The organism is Aliiglaciecola sp. 3_MG-2023 (genome assembly GCF_030548205.1).
In the GTDB taxonomy this organism is placed as follows: domain Bacteria; phylum Pseudomonadota; class Gammaproteobacteria; order Enterobacterales; family Alteromonadaceae; genus Aliiglaciecola.
In genome coordinates this window covers 230,881-249,142 of the sequence record NZ_JAUORV010000002.1, presented here as the reverse complement: position 1 = coordinate 249,142, position 18,262 = coordinate 230,881, and the positions used below count along the sequence as shown (strand labels likewise).

Below are 18,262 nucleotides of genomic sequence, written 5' to 3'. Positions count from 1 at the left end.
GCCCATGATAACTAGCTTAAAACGGATAGTTCAGGAAGTCAGTAAAATCCCCGTGTTGGAGGAGGCTTTAAAGCACCTGACTAGCAGTATTAAAGGGGCTATTGGAGTAGACTCTTGCTCGGTTTATCTTGCTAATTATGAAAAACAACATTTTATGCTTATGGCTACCGACGGTCTTGATTCTGGCGCTGTCGGTAAAGTCGCCATTGGCTTCTCAGAAGGGTTAATTGGTTTAATCGGTCAGCGCGAAGAACCTTTAAATATACTCGACGCTCAGTCTCACCCCCGCTACAAACATTATCCCGAGGTTAAAGAAGAAAAGTATCACGCGTTTCTAGGTACGCCAATCATACATCAACGTAAAGTGTTAGGGGTATTAACCTTACAGCAGAAAAAAAAGCGTCGTTTCAGTGAAGATGAAGAAGCTTTCTTAGTTACCCTATCTACCCAAATAGCTTTAGAAATAGTGCACGCGGAAACCCGGGGTTTCTTGTCTTTTGTTGACGATAATAATCGAGATAAGTGGCAACGGAAAATATCAGGTGTACCGGGATCTGCAGGTTTGGGGATGGGAATTGGCTTCGTCCCACATTTTAAAGTCAGCTTGGCCAGTCATGTGGCTAAACGCTCCGCAAACAAAGAGCTAGAAATCGCCCGCTATCGCGAAGCGGTAAACATTACCCGCAGTCAAGTAGAAGAGTTGTCTAATCGTGTTGAAGGGCAAGTACCAAGTGATGTACAAGCTATTTTTCAAATTTACAGCCACCTTTTGGATGCCAATAGCCTTGGTCATGAAGTCGAAGGCCGAATAAAAGATGGCTGGGATGCGGCTAGTTCATTAAAATATATTATTGAAAATTATATCCAACAGTTTCGCAATATGAGTGACCCATATATGCAAGAGCGGGCTGTTGATATTGAAGATCTGTCAAACCGCATATTAGCCAATATTTTGGGCACAGATAGTCCGGATCAGCGCCCGTTAGATGTGAATCAAAACGCGATTCTAGTTGCTGAAGAAGTAACGGCTCCAATGCTTGCTGAGTTTTCTACTATGAAATTGTGCGGAATTATATCCGTACGGGGATCTAGTAACTCACACGCCGCGATTTTAGCCCGTGCCATGGGGCTGCCTGCAGTTATGGGATTATCCGATGCACCCCTTTCTTTGCTCGATGGTAAAAAATTGCTGGTTGATGGTTATTCGGGTGAGGTGATTGTTTCACCTTCGGAAAGTGTGCGACAAGAATTCAATATACTCGTGACTGAGGAGCAAGAACTCTCTGACCGCATACTGGAAAAAGCACACCTACCTTCAGTAACACAAGACGATTATACGGTGTCACTGTTTATTAATGCCGGTCTTTCGGCTGAAATGGAGAACACCAATTTCACCCATGGTGAGGGCGTAGGACTATATCGTACTGAAGTACCTTTCATGCTCCGGGAACGTTTTCCTTCTGAGCAAGAGCAGATGACTCTGTATCGCGAAATGCTGGAATCTGATCCCCATAAGCCCATTACCATGCGGACGTTAGATGTAGGCGGTGATAAACCACTGCCATATTTTCCAATTAGTGAAGAAAACCCATTCTTGGGCTGGCGTGGAGTTAGGCTTACCCTCGATCATCCAGAAATATTTCTGGTTCAGATACGCGCTATGCTGCGGGCTAACATCGGTTTGGGCAACTTACAGATTATGTTACCTATGGTGACATCAGTATCTGAGGTTAATGAATCTAAACGCTTAATAAAACAGGCATATCATGAAGTTTCGGAAGAAATTTCTGATACCGGGAAAATCCTGGAAATGCCGAAAATTGGGGTGATGCTGGAAGTTCCAGCGGTCATTTATCAAATTCCTCAATTGGCCAAAAAAGTCGATTTTTTCTCGGTCGGGAGTAACGATTTAACTCAGTATTTGCTGGCAGTTGACCGCAATAACGCGCGCGTTTCGGGTTTGTACGACAGTTATCACCCTGCAGTGCTAGCGGCACTATTAAGTATTGTTGAACAAGCCAATGAACATAATGTCCCTATTACCGTTTGTGGAGAGTTGGCCGGTGAACCTGGCGGGATCATATTATTACTCGCCATGGGATACAGTAAGTTTAGTATGAATAGCCACAACTTATTAAAGATAAAATGGGTTGTAAGAAGCGTCACCGTCAAACAATCTAAATTGTTATTAGACAGTGTTCTGAGCTGCGATGACCCATGGGAAGTGCGCGAACAAGTGAACCAATATCTAGAGTCAATTGGCTTGGGCGGATTAGTTCGAGCAGGTATTTAGTTGTCTGAAATACCCATGCTTTTTGCTATTTATTTGTTATTAGGAGCGGTTGTTGGCTTCCTCGCGGGGTTGCTGGGAATCGGCGGCGGCTTAATTATTGTCCCTGTTTTGATGTTTGTTTTTGAACGCTATTTGGGCTTGCCTTTACAGCACGCTTTACCCATGGCCATTGCTACGTCGTTATCAACTATCATTCTCACAGGGCTATCTTCCACTTTTTCTCATTTTCGCTTACGCCATATCAATTCAAAGATTGTCATCTGGTGCGCACTTGGTATTATTCTGGGCGCATTACTTGGCCCTCAGATCGCTGTGAGAATTCCCGTACAAAGTTTAAAACTTATTTTTGCTTTTATGGTTTTAGCGATTGCCTTGCAAATGATTTTTCTAAAACCGAAAAGTGTCAAAAGTCACATTTCTAAACCCATGTTGATGGCGATTGGCTGCATGACAGGGGTTATTTCAGCTTTTATGGGAATTGGTGGTGGTGCGATTATGGTGCCTGCTTTAGTTTGGTTCCGGGTTGATATTAAACAAGCCATTGGCTGTGCCGCTTTCTGTGGAATGGTTATCGCCATATTTGGTTCGTTTAGTTTTATTTTAGCGGGCTGGAATATACAAGGTTTACCTGAGGCTTCTTTTGGCTATATTTATTTGCCAGCGGCATTGGGCATCGTCTTAACATCAATATTTACAGCACAAACCGGGGCTAAAATTAGCCACCGATTAAATACACAACGTTTAAAACAAATATTTGCAGCTTTCTTAGTGATAGTCAGTCTGCAAATGTTCTTAGGATAATAGAAATTATGTCGCAAAGTTATTACACCCTTCCGGAAATAGATCCGGCCATTTTCAATTTGGGTTTTTTAAGTCCTAAATGGTATGGAATGATGTATTTAGTCGGTTTTGTTGCGGCGTGGTGGTTAGCTAATCGTCGCTTAGCTCGCACGGGCTGGAGTAAAGAACAGCTCAGCGATATGTTATTTTGGGGGTTTCTGGGGGTGATTCTTGGGGGACGCATCGGTTATGTAATGTTCTACCAATTTGACTTATTTCTCGACAACCCATTGTACCTGTTTAAAATTAACGAAGGTGGGATGTCCTTCCATGGCGGATTGCTAGGTGTTTTAACTGCGCTATGGCTAAGCGCTCGGCGTTTAAAAGTCCCTTTTTTAGTGGTTGGCGATTTTATTGCACCTTTGGTGCCGATTGGGCTAGGTGCAGGGCGAATTGGTAACTTTATCAATTCTGAACTCTGGGGGCGTACAACCGACGTTCCCTGGGCGATCATTTTCCCGAATGCCGGTAGTGAACCGCGCCACCCTTCGCAGCTTTACGAATTTGCTTTAGAAGGGGTTTTGTTGTTCATTATTTTGTGGTTATATTCTAAGAAACCCCGTCCTATCGGTGCCGTAAGTGGCGTATTCTTGTTAGGTTATGGATGTTTTAGGTTCTTTGTGGAATTTTTCCGTCAATGGGATAGTCATTTAGATTTGTATTTAGGCTTCTTCAGTCGCGGGCAAATGCTGTCTTTACCGATGATTATCATTGGTATTTTATTGCTTTTTTGGGCTTACAAACGCAATCAAATACATCAACCTCAAAGCACTAAATTAAAAAAAGGTAAGAAAGTTTAAATGCAGCAATATTTATCACTAATGCGTCATGTATTGGAAAGTGGCAGCAAAAAAGAAGATCGCACAGGAACGGGCACATTAAGTATCTTTGGATACCAAATGCGTTTCAATTTAGCCGATGGTTTTCCGTTAATCACTACGAAAAAATGCCATTTACGCTCAATAATTCACGAACTACTGTGGTTTATTAAAGGTGAAACCAATATTGCGTATTTAAAAGACAATGGCGTCAGTATCTGGGACGAATGGGCCACGGATGAAGGAGAACTGGGGCCTGTCTACGGTAAGCAATGGCGCAGCTGGCAAGGAACTGATGGCACTGTGGTGGATCAGTTAAGCGAGTTGCTAGAGCAAATAAAACACAACCCTGACTCTCGCCGCTTATTATTAAGTGCATGGAATCCTACTGTGCTACCCGATAGCAAATTATCGCCAAAAGAAAATGCTAAACAAGGTAAACAAGCCCTTCCTCCATGTCATACCATGTTCCAGTTTTACGTTATTGATAATAAGTTGTCGTGCCAACTGTATCAGCGAAGTGGCGATATTTTTTTAGGGGTGCCATTCAATATTGCCAGTTATGCTTTGTTAACTATGATGGTTGCACAAGTATGTGATTTGGAACTAGGCGATTTCATCCACACGTTCGGTGATGCTCACCTTTATACAAATCATTTAGAGCAAGCTAAACTGCAACTTAGCAGGGAGCCTCTAGCACTGCCTAAAATGAAGTTAAACCCAGATGTTAAAAGCCTATTCGATTTCACGATTGATGACTTTGAATTAGTGGGTTATGAATGCTACCCACATATCAAAGCGCCGGTTGCAATCTGATGAGAAATTTCCGTGTCTTTTAATATATTGATATGCGACGATTCTGGTTTTGCACGAAAGCAAATGGCGCGTGCTTTACCTCGTGGCTGGGATATCAGTTTAAGCTTCGCCGAAAATGGCAAGCAAGGTATCGAAATGATCAAGGCTGGTAAAGCTGACTTGGTTTTTTTAGATTTAAATATGCCTATTATGGATGGTTATCAAACCATGCAGCTGATCAAAGAACAGGACTTACCCACGCTTGTGATTGTGGTCTCGGGCGATGTGCAACCTCAAGCCCGTGCCCGCATGAAGCAAATGGGGGCGTTAGATTTCATTAGTAAGCCAGTGGATAATGAAAAACTAACCACAATTTTAACCCAATATGGTCTTTATACAGAAAGTGATTTGCAATCAGACTCTACGGCTAGCAATGACATCAATCCAGCTGCAATGCCTACTTTGTCCCATTCTATGCATTTTACTATGGCCGAAAAATTGGACGTCTATCGAGAAATGGCCAATGTGGCAATGGGCCAAGCAGGTGAGAAATTGGCCAAATTGCTCAATGTGTTTATTGATTTGCCCATCCCCAACGTTAACTTGATTGACACTACAGAGTTACATATGGCACTCGCTGAAATTAGTGATAATGAGAGCGTGTCGGCCACTTCTCAAGGTTTCATTAGTGCGGGTATTAATGGCGAAGCCATTATGATGTTTAATGATTCAAACTTCACAAATATGGTAGAGCTATTAAATTACAAGCACGTTGAAATTAACGAATCCATCGAGTTAGAAGCATTGATGGATGTGGCAAATATTGCTGTAAGCGCTTGTTTGACGGCACTGTCAGAACAATTAGATGTAACCTTTACCCATAATCACCCGATTCTTTTGGGACAGCACTGTGGTCTAGATGAACTATTGAAAAATAATGTGTCGAGATGGAATAAAGTGTTAGCTATTGAGATCGGCTATGGAATAAAAGCGAAGTCTATAAACTTTGATTTACTCTTGTTATTTCCAGATAAATCAATCGATCTGATGTTTGAAAAACTGGTAGAAGGTAACAGATAAATAATGAGTGACGACTTCTCTGACATTAATGCACTGCATTGGCAGTTTGATTTACTTGGCTCAATTGAAGTGGGGATCACCGTACTAGACCGCGATTTTAATGTGCTGGTGTGGAATCAGTTTATGGAAAACAATAGCGGTATTCTGCCTAGTCAAATCAAGTATAAGAACCTTTTTGAATTTTTTCCTGAAATAGATAAAGAATGGTTTTTATTAAAAACCGAGCCTGTTGTTAGCCTTAAAAGCCCTGCGTTTATTATTTGGGAACAACGACCGTATTTGTTTAAATTTGAAACCAGTCGACCCATAACCTCAGCCTCAGACTTTATGTATCAAAATGTCACATTGTTTCCACTGACATCATTAGAAGGTGTGGTTGAGCAGATTTGTATCGTTGTATATGACGTGACTGATGAAGCATTGAATAAAAATGGCATCAAGGCCCTAAACCAACAATTAGAGCAAATTAGCCGAGTTGATGGCCTCACAGGAGTATTTAACCGCCGCTATTGGGAAGAGCAGTTCTCCCTTGAACACAAACGGATAGTGCGTAATGGTTTGCCGGCTTCTGTGTTGATGTTAGATATTGACCACTTTAAGAAAGTGAACGATACCTATGGTCACCCTGCCGGCGATCACATTATAAAAACCTTGGCTAATGTGGTGCAACAATCCATTCGAGAAACCGATCTTGCTGGGCGTTATGGTGGAGAAGAGTTTGCGATATTATTGCCCGACACTAACGCCGAAAATTCGATGATAGTGGCTGAAAGGATAAGGAGTAGTTGCGAAGCTTTACTGCCGGTTTATGACGGTAATGAAATACCGTTTAGTGTCAGTATTGGTATTGCAGAGTTTAAAGTGACTTATCAAGATCATATGGCTTGGTTAGAAAAAGCCGACCAAGCTTTGTACACATCTAAAAAGGAAGGACGAAACCGAGTCAGCAAGTTTTAGCAAAAAATTATTTGTATCTTTCATCTTTAGTTGAAAAACTCATCTCTGATCACGTTTTTCTAGCGCATAAATGTGATCTTTAATCAGCCATAATATAACTAAACTTGGCATCACCATTATGGCAGTGAGGATGAAAAAGAACGCCCAATTGCCATCCATCCAATCAACTAAGAAACCACTGGCAGAAGCCATAAGGGTGCGACTTAATGTGCCTAAGGAAGCCATTAGTGCATATTGAGAAGCTGAAAATGCTTGGTTACATAGTAGAGAAATAAACGCCACCAATGCAACTGAGCTCCAGGCTGCGGTAAAACCATCTACAAAAATAGTAGCGGCAAAGAGTGCCTTATCAGGGCCCACTACTGACATCAGCGCAAACATGAGGTTACTTGCTGCCATGGCAACGCCTCCGGTCATTAAGCCTCTGTATATACCATAGCGAACATTTACCATTCCACCTAACACAGCAAAAACAATAGTTACCCACCAGTTCAACAGTTTTGAATAGCTGCCAATGTCACTGTTGCTAAAACCTAATTCTTTATAAAAAACAATACTCATGCGACCTAAGAAGGCTTCACCAATTTTGAATAAAAAGATGAATGCTAAAATGGAAAGTGCCAGTTTTACGCTATTGCGACTAAAAAAGTCGCGAAAAGGCTCTACTAGTGTTACTGCCAACCAGTTAATTAAGCGCTGAGAACCGTTTAGTTTAAGATCGCCCACCATGGCTTTGGCGTAGCGTGCACTGGCTGCCGCTTGTTGTTCAATACGGCTAGTGACAGGCTCATCACTAAAAAAGACCATTAGCATGAGTCCTGCCATAATAGCGGCAAGAATGAAGTAAATATCCGACCATTGCCACCCTGCCATGTCGGCTATAAAAAAGGGAATTGCACCTAAGCCACCGTAACCTGTCCACCAACCTGCCGTTGCCATCGAGGATGCTGCAGCAAGTTTATCTTTTTCATGGGGGTGAATTATATCGATTCGGTAAGCATCAATTGCAATATCTTGGGTGGCTGAAAATATGGCAATTGAAAAGCCCACTAAACCAATAATCAACAGGTTTTCCTGGGCGGGTACCACAGCCATAGCCACACAAGCAATAATGATCATTAATTGGGTAGTGACAATCCAGCCTCGCCGTTGCCCTAACAGTGGAGGTTGAACCCTATCCAGTAAAGGTGACCATAGAAAGTTAATTGAGTAAGCGATTGTAATTGAGCCAATTAAGCCAATAGAAGAGCGGCTTAGGCCACTTTCTTGCAGCCAAGCAGATAGTGCTGAGCCAATCATCACCCAAGGAAAACCACTGGCGATACCGAACAAAAAGACAAAAAGCAAACGCTTATCTTTGTAACAAAGAAGAGTATTTTTTATGGTTTCAGACACAGAGATTCAGTCGCTTAGGAAAAGCGTTATTGGATCACGTATGACCTGACAGTTCAATATCTATTTTAGTTAAGCAGCACAATGGGGGTAAGTTTGGAAGAGTTACGGTCGGATACCGATACAATCGAGGGGGTATTGTCCTTCACCCTCTAAATAATTGATACAGGCCTCTAGTTCAGAACGGAGATATTGATCGTGTAATAACTTTTGTTCTGGCCAATAGTTTAATTGATGCAGCAAATGCCAGAATACTCGTTCTTTCTGGGAGTATGGTTCATCATCTCTTTTTTTGACGTGGGCCCATTCTTCAAGGGTATCCCAAAAATACAGGTCTAACTCTATATAGGGGATTTTATAGGACCAATACCCCCGGACAAAAAAAGCGAGTTGACCAGCTTTACTGTTTATAAAGTTCTTAATATTCACGGCTAGTTTGAGAGACTCCGGTTAGTGGAATACTAAGAAGTATAGACCGCAAATACGATATATGTTCCCAAGAAATCGAATAAAATTTTCATCTGATTGAAATACTGAGACATTCACTAAATATAAAATACTGGTTGCGGGGAGAATTAATTCACCAAATTAGCCTTCTTTAATTACCAGCCCATAAACGTTAACCAGCCATATATTTCTTTTCCTAAACGGGCGAATTGCTGGCTGTCCATCGTTTGCCCAGTGAGTTCCCTTTGTCGATACATCATTTTCAACGTTTTGGTTGATTGAATCTTACGTTGACTCACGGTTGCTTTTGCCCATGATGTATCCGCTGCAGAATATACATCAAGGTAAGGCATCGGTGTTTCTGCTACCCACTTAGGCAGCTGTTGATTGTAACTACGGTCTGGCCACTGAAGGCTGATTGACACCATAGCATCAGGGTATTCTAATTTTTTCTCAGCATATATTTTGGTTAGCCACGCTGCGCTTGTGCCCTGAGCTATGACTAAGAAGAACCCATTGTATTGACGGGTTTTATCTTTGATAGCTTGCATTTGCTGGATAATTTGCTGTTCATGAAGATCAAATGCTTTTTGTTCTATTTGACTCATTGCAGCTTTATTTAGGGTGTTGTTGTTTGTTCCTGCGGTAGCGGAAGCAGGGGGCTGGCTTGATGCATTAGCATCTGGGTTGACGACAGGATTTTCATCGGGAGTAGGCCAAAAGCCACTCGTAGGGGCCGGCATTATCATCGTTACCCAGCCAACGTTATTCAGGGAAGTCGAAAGTTGAGCCAACCCTTGAACACTGAATGGGTTTCTTCCTGATTCACTGACCATAACAGCTACGCCACGGGTCAGTGGCGTATTTGATTCAGAAATCACAATCGGTATTTGTTTTTCACCTACCAGAAGGACATCGAATTGATCGTCAAATTGGCTGCGCTGAATATCACTCAAAGCGGCTTCAGGGGATTGTATACCATGGGCAGTATAGCTGATCATGAATATGACCAAGCTGAGTATTCTGCTTAATGATAATTTAACCACGAGTGCTCACAATTCATTTAATTCCCACTATGGTCTATATCGGTAAGACCCCTTGAAGACTTGAATGAAAACGGCACTGGGCATTCAAATGCCATGGGTTCATCAGATAACGGGTGGTTGAATTTAAGTGTTTTGGCGTGTAACTGTAAACGGTTAGCAGCTTGTAAGGCTTGTTCATGGGCGTACAGCCTATCTCCTAATATTGGATGTCCAATACTCAACATATGTACCCTTAATTGATGAGAGCGTCCTGTCACCGGTGTGAGTTCCACAAGAGATTCTTGATCGTCACAGGCCAATCGCTTCCAGTGAGTTAGCGCTTTCTTCCCTCGTTCGTGATCTACCATTTGTTTTGGGCGGTTAGGCCAGTCACAAATCAGCGGTAAATCGATGCTACCTTGTTCTTCACTTAGCTTACCAAATACTCTGGCAACATAGGATTTAGCCGTTTGACGTAATTCAAATGCTTTGGATATTCTCCGATGGCTATCCATATCCAATGCCAAGACGATAAGTCCCGACGTTGCCATGTCTAAGCGGTGAACAATGGTGGCCGTTGGAAAGGCTCTCTGGACTCTAAGCTGTAAACTATCCTTATGTTCAAGTGCCTTTCCTGGCACAGTTAACAAGCCACTAGGCTTATTTAACACCAAAATGTTTTCATCTTGATAAACGATATCGAAATAGGGATATCGGCTAGGGGCATAATTCAAAATTGCCATTTAAGCTGCATTTCCGTTGTATTTTATGATTTTCATTAATGATTATTGACCACTAACCTAACCGCTTCTAAATGCACTTCCGCATTCTCTAGAGCGTTGTTTAGGGCATCTAACTGATTACGGATAAAGTCTAATTCCTCTTCGCGAATGGACTTATTAACTAAACTCAAACTTTGTAGACGATTCAGTTCTTCCTGTAAATTATTCTGCATACTGTCGATACATTGTTGTTTGATTTCTGCAGCAGTTTCGGTTGCCATAGCAGTGGCTTGTTGGATGGCGTTTTCAATTTTTGATTGCAGTGCATGAATCAACTGAGCAGACATTTTAGGTTTCACTCTATCGAGCATATAAAACACTCTATCTGTTTGCTGTCCTTTAGGATCGACGGTAATTTTAATCGGAGTGGCAGGCATATAGCGATTAACTTGTAAGTGCTTTTCGGCTTTTGTTGACAGTACAAACAAACATTCTAACCAATAATAGCCAGGTGGAAGAGACTTATCTCTGTTCATGGCTATGGCACTTTTACCTTGCACATCGGTAGTAATGGTATCCATAGCATGTTGCACCATGGGATGGTCCCAACTAAAAAAGTGTACGTGTTCCAGTTTTGTGGCAGTGTCGCGCTCATAAGTGATCGTCATGCCTTCTTCTTCAAGCCCTGGAAGTTGGGTGTGCATAGACTCTGTCTGTTTGAGTAAATAGCAGCCTTCGTCCGTCTCTTCCTGTAAAACACCTATGGTGTCGAACAATTGGGTCATAAAGCGTTCAAGTTTCGGGGAATTATCCGAGTCTTCAATACCTTCAATAAGTTGTTGAATTTTACCTTTGCCCGAAGAATTAATTTCTAGTAGTTTGTCTCTGCCTTGTTCTAATTTACTTTTTAGTTCGGCATAAATGCTTTGAGTGTCTTCAATGAGTTTGCGTTTGGCCAACTCATCATGGGGATTTTGTAGTGAACTGAGTAGCATTTCTTCTACTTCTTCGTAGACACTAGTGCCAGCAGGACAGGTTAGTTCAAAAGCATTCAGTCCATCGTGATACCACTCCAACATAACTTGTTGGGCAGAGTTCACAAAAAACGGCACGTGCAATTTAACGTCGTGTTTTTGGCCAATTCGATCAAGTCGACCAATGCGCTGTTCGAGTAAATCTGGAACTTGTGGTAAATCAAATAACACCAGATGATGAGCGAATTGGAAATTTCGCCCTTCACTGCCAATTTCGCTACAAATTAACACCTGAGCGCCGTCTTCTGATTGGGCAAAAAAGTTGGCTGTGCGGTCGCGTTCAACAATACTCAAGCCTTCATGAAACACACCAGCTCTGATACCCGACTTACGGCGTACCGCCTCGGCCAACATCAATGCTGTGGAAGCTTTGGCACATATGGTCAACACTTTTTCGCCCCGTAGTGTCTGTAAATGGTCAATAAACCAATCTATTCTGGGGTCAAAGTCTGTCCAGCTGTCAACTAATTCAGGGATCCGTTCCGGTGATAACAATCGGCTAGAATCAAGTTCAATTTCAAGATGATGTTCATACTCTTCGGGCATTTGCAAAGGGTAGGACAGTAATTCACGGGCTGGAAAACCGCTAACCCCTGAGCGACTGTTTCTAAACAGTACTCGTCCTGTACCGTGTCTGTCTAGCAGTTGGTTAATTAGCTTCTCGATGCTAGCTGTATCAGTTAAGTCTAAATTCGCAACTAAATCTTCACCGGCAAACTCTTGTATTCTTTGTATCGACTCTTGACTCAGGGTAACCTTAGTATCCGCTATTGTTAATAAGGGTTCGATGGCTTTGGCTAGCTGGCTATATTGTTGTTCTTCATGCACAAACTCTTGATAACTATGGAAACGAGCAGGATCCAAAATGCGTAGGCGTGCAAAATGACTTTCGTGACCCAATTGGTCAGGGGTGGCGGTCAATAGTAGAACGCCTTTTGTAACTTGAGCCAACTGCTCAATCACCTCATATTCCTGGGAAGGCTGGCCTTCAGACCAGGTTAGGTGATGCGCTTCGTCTACGACCATTAAGTCCCAAGGGGCTTCACACGCTTGTTGGAAATAGCGACTATTGTGAGTCAGAAAATCTAGGCTACAGAGTACTAATTGCTCTGCTTCGAACGGGTTACCGCTTTCTTCCGCCATGGCCTTGCAGCGTTCTTCATCAAAAATCGAAAATGCTAAATTAACTCGTCTTAACATTTCCACTAACCATTGGTGAACAAGGCTATCTGGCACCACAATCAATATTCTTTGTGCCCGCCCAGTTAACAATTGTTGGTGGATAATTAACGCCGCCTCTATGGTTTTACCTAAACCGACTTCATCGGCTAATAAAACCCGTGGAGCATGACGACGTCCTACTTCTGAAGCAATGTGCAACTGGTGAGGGATAATATCCACACGAGCACCTAAGAAACCTAATAAGTCTGACGTATCATGTTGGTACTGCTGGGTAATACACTTTTCTCGAATGTCGAACCATTTAGGTTCATCAACCTGACCCGCTAAAAGTCTTTTCTGTGGTTGGTTCAATTGAAAATGATGATCGACAAAGGTTTCTTTTAAATCAACATCTTCCCCCGTGTCTAAGCGCTTACCGTGATAAGTTAGCATGCTGGCTTGTTCACTTATGCGCTCTACTATGAATTGCCAATTAGCATGGCTAGTAACCTTGTCGCCTATATCAAATGTAACGCGGGTTAGCGGTGCTGAGGCCGGCGCATAAGTGCGGGTTTCACCGATGGCAGGAAAAAGTATTTCAACCGTTCTATTGTTCACGGCAATGATAGTGCCCAGGCCAAGTTCTGACTCAGTATTGCTAAGCCAACGTTGCCCTAGAGCAAAGTTGTTTGTTTGTGTCATAGTAGAAAATCTCTTGAGCGTTACAGGCCAAATCTAAGTATGCCTATGTTGCCAATTAAGGGCTTTCGCCAAATCATAAAGAGCGCGATTATAACGCTTATAATGGAGTTTTGCAGTGTGTTCTCACTCCCCCTATTAAATTAGTTGAAGGTTCGAAGAGAGTAATCGAAAATCACCCTAGTGACCTTCAGTGACGGTTAATTAATGACCTAATTTTGTTTGTGGAAATTCCATAGCCTTTAAGCAGTCTTTTGATATTTATAGAGTTTTTTATAACTTTAAAAGTCTTTTGTAAAAGTTGATGAAAGTGCTGAAAAAGTGGTTTATGGTAAGAATGGATTTAGTCAAAACCATGCCATGGGCCTATGTTATCTATGTGGGCAGTTAAACGGAGTAGCGGATGCCAGAAAAAGCTGAAATGAATACCAAACTTTATGTGCTCGATACCAATATCCTCTTACATGAACCCCTCGCTTTTCTCTCTTTCAAAGAACACGATGTAGTTGTCCCCATGACGGTTCTAGAAGAACTGGATTACATTAAAGACAGTAAAAAAGACGTAGCTCGGGATGCGAGAGTCTCAATTCGTGCAATGGAAGACTTACTCCATGAAGCGACACCGGAACAAATGATAGAAGGTGTTGCAATGACTGGACTTGGCTCAGGTGAGTCAGCCCCTACTGGCCAGCTATCTATTTTTGCTGATCACGGTCTTCCTTTTGAGCAGCAAGTGTTCACCAGTAATGATAACGACAACCGCATCATCAATGCCGCTTTGCATTTACAAAAAATCAAGCTACCCAGACAGGTTGTTTTGGTGACCAAAGATATCAATATGCGCTTGAAGGCAAAAGGAGCCGGCTTAGCCCATGTTGAAGACTATCGAACAGACCAATTAATCAGTGATATCAAATATTTATCTAAGGGGTATCACACCTTTAACGGGGATTTTTGGGAGTGTGTGAAAACCGTGGATAGCCGAACCGAAGGCCGAGATACCATTCACACTATTGATAAAAAAGCCCTTCCCGAAGCCTATATCAATGAATTTTTAATTGATGGGGAAGAGCAATTCGCCGGGTTAGTGGAAAACATTACAGAAGATACGCTAGAGGTCCTTGATTTAGGTTACGATCGACTAATGGGGCGCAATGCCTGGGGTATATCGCCGAAGAATATTGGCCAAGCAATGGCATTCCATGCACTCCTTGACCCACATATTGATTTGGTGATTTTGACCGGACCTGCGGGAAGCGGTAAAACCCTGCTTGCTTTGGCAGCGGCGCTGGAAATGGTTATTGAAAAAAATATGTACGATAAAATTATCGTCACCAGAAGTACGCCAGAAATAGCCGAATCCATAGGCTTTTTACCGGGCACAGAAGAAGAAAAAATGGCACCTTGGTTAGCTGCCATTACTGATTCTTTAGAGGTATTGCATAAAAACGATGAAAACGTCAAAGGTTCTATGAGTTACATCATGGAGAAGGCCAATATACAGTTTAAATCAGTTAACTTTATGCGCGGTCGTAGTATCCAAAATGCCATTGTGATTTTAGATGAATCGCAGAATCTTACGGCTTCCCAATTAAAAACGATTATTACTCGTTGTGGCGAAGGAACTAAACTAATTTGTGGCGGAAACCTCGCGCAAATTGACAGTAATTACTTATCAGCAGTGACCTCTGGCTTAACCTATTTGGTGGAGAAATTTAAAGATTTCTCAGGCAGCGCTACCATTAATTTGGATGGGGTTGTACGTAGTCGTTTAGCCGAATTTGCAGAAGAGAATTTGTGATTTTTGTGTTGTCAGCTTAGTCAACTTATAGCAAGGAAACGATAATGTGTTTCCTTGCTACAACCCCCCTCCGACTACTTTTATATCGTTATTCACTTTTCTCCTAAAAATGCATAGAAGCATTTCGTCGCTATCCAACTATTTGACTGGTTTTAGACATTCTTCGCGGATCCTTATGGCAAGATGGATTAGGCCTAATGTTTTAAAAAATTAAAACAAAGGGTTGAAAGTTTGATATTTAATATTGCCAATGAATAGGTTTCAATAGGCCTTTGAATCAACGCAAATACGTTAATCTGAGGCACTATGACCAGTATTATTTATCCAGCCAGCAATCTTAAAAGCCAACCTAATCTCGTTATTGAAAAAGGCGACGGTGTGTATGTATACGACAATAAGGGTAAAAAATACCTGGAAGCTATGTCTGGTCTTTGGTGCACATCCTTAGGTTATAACAATCAAGAGTTGATTGATGCGGCGAGTGAGCAATTAAGCAAACTTTCATACTCACATATGTTTGGTGGTAAAACCCATCAGGTGGGCATTGATTTGGCTGAAAAACTAAGTGCTATGGTGCCAACCAAAGATGCAAAAGTGTTTTTTGGAAATTCTGGCAGCGACGCTAATGACACTAATATTAAATTACTACGTTATTACTACAACGCAATCGGGCAGCCTCAAAAATATAAAATTATTGCCAGAGAACGCTCGTACCACGGAGTGACCGTTGCCTCCGCATCATTAACTGGATTACCGGTAAATCACACTAATTTTGATCTGCCCTTTTCGGCATTAGGCATTCTGCGAACCGACGCACCACACTATTATCATGGAGCACTTGACGGAGAATCAGAGTCAGATTTTGTGGAGCGAATTACCGGCAATCTTGAAAAGTTAATTGTTGAAGAAGGTCCAGATACAATCGCAGCGTTTATTGCAGAGCCGGTGACGGGCGCAAGTGGTGTGATAGTGCCGCCTAAGGGCTACTATGAAAAAGTACAACAGATACTGAGTAAATATAATATTTTATTTTGGGCTGATGAAGTTATCACTGGCTTTGGTCGGTTAGGGGAGGATTTTGGGAGTAATGCCATGGGGATTCAATCACCAGATATTCTTACCTTCGCTAAACAACTCTCATCGGGCTACATACCTATTAGTGCATCTGTTATCAGCGGTGATATGTATACCCAGATTAAAGAGTCTAGCGAAAAGGTCGGGGTGTTTGGTCATGGTTACACGTATTCTGGCCACCCAGTTGGTTGTGCTGTGGCATTAAAAACCCTTGAAATTTATCAGCGGGATAAGGTCTTTGAGCATGCGGGGCACATTGGTGCTTACTTGCAAAGTCAGTTGCGAAGGATACAAGACCATCCACTGGTGGGCGAGGTCAGAGGTAAAGGTTTGATTGCTGCAGTTGAGTTGCTAGCCTGTGAATCACCCGCGAAGACTAGTGAAGTTGTTACTTTTGCTATGCATACCTGTCAAGAACTGGGAATGATAACCAGAGCTGTGGGAGGTACCTCCTTAGCGTTCTGCCCTCCGCTTATAACGACTAAAAGTGAAATTGATGAAATAATCTTTATCTTAGAAAAAGCGCTGGATAAAACCCTAGATTACATGGGAAAAATATAACCTCACCGTTAAATACAAGTTGAGCTTATTCCATAGGATTAATAATCAGCAGAGCCATGAATTGACGACATATTGGTATTATCAATATGTCGTCAAAGGAATACAGGCTCTTACATACGCGCCATTACTTCGGTTAGTGTATCTTGTTTACGAATACACGAGATATCTATGTGATTGTCGTTACCTTTTACGGCATAAACCGACACTCTAGGAAGACTGTTATAGTCAAAGTGGTTACTGAAATAGTAACCACCAGTATCGTGGATTAATACATAATCGTTTGCTTCTAATTTAGGTAAAGGTTTGTCTTTACATACTAAATCTCCAGCAAAACAGCATGGACCAGCTACATCTGTTTGTACTATTTCTGTATTCTCAGCATTTCGCACTTCTCCTTGAGGCGTAAAGCAAGATACCCTGAGGGGCCAAGATTTAGGGGTAAACGCAGTTCTGGTTAATATTTGAGCGCCAGCATGTGTAATGGCTATGTGCCGCCCCCCCATAGACTTGGTGTACTCTACCCGTGTTAAAATAAAACCGTTTTTAGCGGTAATTGCCCGACCAAATTCGGTTTTAACTCTGTATTTTCCATCGAATAATGCAGGTACAGTTTGTTTTAGAACATCAGCGTACTGCTGAAAACTGGGAGTGACTTCTTCACTTTCGAAATTAACCGGTAAACCGCCACCTATGTCTAGTTGCTGAATTTGCTGGTAGCCCACTTCACGATTGATATCTTCGGCAAGTGACAGTAGTTCTTTTATGCCAAATGCCATCAATTCTAGCTCACACCCTTGTGAACCCGAGTGGGTATGCAGGCTCGTCAACCAAGGTCGTTGTTTATAAATTTCAATGAGTTGATTACGATTATCACCATCTGCAAGGGCGTAGCCGAATTTCGATGTGGCAGTAGCTGTACTGGTGGAGGATATGCTTCCGGAACCGCTTTGAGGATTAATTCTAAATCCTATTATTGATGTGGAATTCAGGTTTTTTGCTTTTAAATGATCTACTCTTTCTAGCTCTTGCAGATTATCAATGTTTATGGAAATACCTTGCTCGATACATTGAGTTAGATCAGATAGCGTTTTTGCAGGCGAATCAAAAATAGTTTCGCTGTTCTCAAAACCGGCTTTTTGGGCAATTAATAACTCCCCTGGACTTGCCACCTCCGCTCCCATGCCCAACGATTTTAATTCTTTTAAAACATCGACCAATGCATTTGCTTTAACGGCAAAGGTGTGGATAAAAGGTTGCGGAAACGCGCAGTGTAGTTCTGAAACGGTTTGCCTAAGACGCTCGAAATCTGTTACGCCGATCGCGGTTACTTCATCATTCAGTATGTTATTTTTTATCGCTAGCTGAACAATATTCTGCTTTCTGAACATCTTCAGATTCCTTCTGTAAATCTAATTTAAAGTTAAGCTATTTCCCGCTAAGCGGTGTGAACTAACAGAAATATTTCTGAATAAAATATAAGGTATGCCTGTTACTAGGTATATTAGTAATCCTTGTTAGTGGGATAACCTTGAGTTATACCCATGTATTCTTGCTCAATCTTTC

The 18,262-nt window shown here is 42.0% G+C and carries 14 protein-coding genes; 8 read left to right on the top strand and 6 right to left on the bottom strand.

Annotation, left to right across the window (positions count from 1 at the left end):
• Positions 1-4: 4 nt before the first annotated feature.
• Genes ptsP through Q4574_RS03070 form a run of 6 tightly spaced genes read left to right on the top strand, consistent with a single transcriptional unit; the run spans position 5 to position 6,783 of the window.
• Entirely contained in the window at positions 5-2,293 is a 2,289-nt protein-coding gene (gene ptsP / locus Q4574_RS03095) for a phosphoenolpyruvate--protein phosphotransferase (RefSeq protein ID WP_303471345.1), read from the top strand.
• A 15-nt stretch (positions 2,294-2,308) separates the two neighbouring features.
• Positions 2,309-3,094, top strand: a complete 786-nt coding sequence (locus tag Q4574_RS03090; protein WP_303471678.1) for a sulfite exporter TauE/SafE family protein — start codon at positions 2,309-2,311, stop codon at positions 3,092-3,094.
• Positions 3,095-3,102: 8 nt separating this feature from the next.
• Complete coding sequence (gene lgt / locus Q4574_RS03085) at positions 3,103-3,933, top strand: prolipoprotein diacylglyceryl transferase (RefSeq protein ID WP_303471344.1); 831 nt, start codon at positions 3,103-3,105, stop codon at positions 3,931-3,933.
• A complete protein-coding gene (locus tag Q4574_RS03080; RefSeq protein ID WP_303471342.1) occupies positions 3,934-4,767 on the top strand; it encodes a thymidylate synthase in 834 nt (277 codons plus the stop codon).
• A 12-nt stretch (positions 4,768-4,779) separates the two neighbouring features.
• Positions 4,780-5,826 carry a response regulator gene (locus tag Q4574_RS03075; protein WP_303471340.1) on the top strand — a complete coding sequence of 349 codons (1,047 nt, stop codon included), beginning with the start codon at positions 4,780-4,782 and terminating at the stop codon, positions 5,824-5,826.
• Between the two features lie 3 nt (positions 5,827-5,829).
• The gene (locus Q4574_RS03070; protein WP_303471338.1) at positions 5,830-6,783 is read left to right on the top strand and encodes a sensor domain-containing diguanylate cyclase; all 954 of its coding nucleotides are present in this window, start codon (positions 5,830-5,832) and stop codon (positions 6,781-6,783) included.
• Positions 6,784-6,822: 39 nt separating this feature from the next.
• On the opposite strand, the gene Q4574_RS03065 is transcribed toward Q4574_RS03070, so the two are convergent.
• The 5 genes from Q4574_RS03065 to rapA all read right to left on the bottom strand — a co-directional run bounded on the left by Q4574_RS03065 (position 6,823) and on the right by rapA (position 13,266).
• Entirely contained in the window at positions 6,823-8,184 is a 1,362-nt protein-coding gene (locus Q4574_RS03065; protein WP_303471675.1) for an MFS transporter, read from the bottom strand.
• Positions 8,185-8,280: 96 nt separating this feature from the next.
• A complete protein-coding gene (locus Q4574_RS03060) occupies positions 8,281-8,604 on the bottom strand; it encodes a hypothetical protein (protein WP_303471336.1) in 324 nt (107 codons plus the stop codon).
• Between the two features lie 173 nt (positions 8,605-8,777).
• Positions 8,778-9,623 (bottom strand): DUF3530 family protein, encoded by an 846-nt coding sequence (locus tag Q4574_RS03055; RefSeq protein ID WP_303471334.1) that lies wholly within the window; start codon positions 9,621-9,623, stop codon positions 8,778-8,780.
• A gap of 62 nt (positions 9,624-9,685) precedes the next feature.
• Positions 9,686-10,390 (bottom strand): RluA family pseudouridine synthase, encoded by a 705-nt coding sequence (locus Q4574_RS03050; protein WP_303471332.1) that lies wholly within the window; start codon positions 10,388-10,390, stop codon positions 9,686-9,688.
• Positions 10,391-10,425: 35 nt separating this feature from the next.
• Entirely contained in the window at positions 10,426-13,266 is a 2,841-nt protein-coding gene (gene rapA, locus Q4574_RS03045; protein WP_303471329.1) for an RNA polymerase-associated protein RapA, read from the bottom strand.
• A gap of 400 nt (positions 13,267-13,666) precedes the next feature.
• On the opposite strand from rapA, the gene Q4574_RS03040 reads away from it, so the two are divergent.
• The gene (locus tag Q4574_RS03040) at positions 13,667-15,064 is read left to right on the top strand and encodes a PhoH family protein (RefSeq protein ID WP_303471328.1); all 1,398 of its coding nucleotides are present in this window, start codon (positions 13,667-13,669) and stop codon (positions 15,062-15,064) included.
• 306 nt (positions 15,065-15,370) lie between these two features.
• On the top strand, positions 15,371-16,699 hold the full coding sequence (locus Q4574_RS03035; protein ID WP_303471325.1) for an aminotransferase: 1,329 nt from the start codon (positions 15,371-15,373) through the stop codon (positions 16,697-16,699).
• A 110-nt stretch (positions 16,700-16,809) separates the two neighbouring features.
• Here Q4574_RS03035 and Q4574_RS03030 read toward each other — a convergent pair whose 3' ends face one another.
• Positions 16,810-18,087, bottom strand: coding sequence for a diaminopimelate decarboxylase (locus tag Q4574_RS03030; protein WP_303471323.1), 1,278 nt, complete (start codon positions 18,085-18,087; stop codon positions 16,810-16,812).
• Positions 18,088-18,262: the final 175 nt, after the last annotated feature.

Coding starts and splice junctions, on each gene's coding strand:
- ptsP (WP_303471345.1), top strand. CDS start 5: ATGATAACTAGCTTAAAACGGATAGTTCAGGAAGTCAGTAAAATCCCC.
- Q4574_RS03070 (WP_303471338.1), top strand. CDS start 5,830: ATGAGTGACGACTTCTCTGACATTAATGCACTGCATTGGCAGTTTGAT.
- Q4574_RS03050 (WP_303471332.1), bottom strand. CDS start 10,390: ATGGCAATTTTGAATTATGCCCCTAGCCGATATCCCTATTTCGATATC.
- rapA (WP_303471329.1), bottom strand. CDS start 13,266: ATGACACAAACAAACAACTTTGCTCTAGGGCAACGTTGGCTTAGCAAT.
- Q4574_RS03080 (WP_303471342.1), top strand. CDS start 3,934: ATGCAGCAATATTTATCACTAATGCGTCATGTATTGGAAAGTGGCAGC.
- Q4574_RS03055 (WP_303471334.1), bottom strand. CDS start 9,623: ATGATCAGCTATACTGCCCATGGTATACAATCCCCTGAAGCCGCTTTG.
- Q4574_RS03040 (WP_303471328.1), top strand. CDS start 13,667: ATGCCAGAAAAAGCTGAAATGAATACCAAACTTTATGTGCTCGATACC.
- Q4574_RS03030 (WP_303471323.1), bottom strand. CDS start 18,087: ATGTTCAGAAAGCAGAATATTGTTCAGCTAGCGATAAAAAATAACATA.
- Q4574_RS03090 (WP_303471678.1), top strand. CDS start 2,309: ATGCTTTTTGCTATTTATTTGTTATTAGGAGCGGTTGTTGGCTTCCTC.
- Q4574_RS03035 (WP_303471325.1), top strand. CDS start 15,371: ATGACCAGTATTATTTATCCAGCCAGCAATCTTAAAAGCCAACCTAAT.
- lgt (WP_303471344.1), top strand. CDS start 3,103: ATGTCGCAAAGTTATTACACCCTTCCGGAAATAGATCCGGCCATTTTC.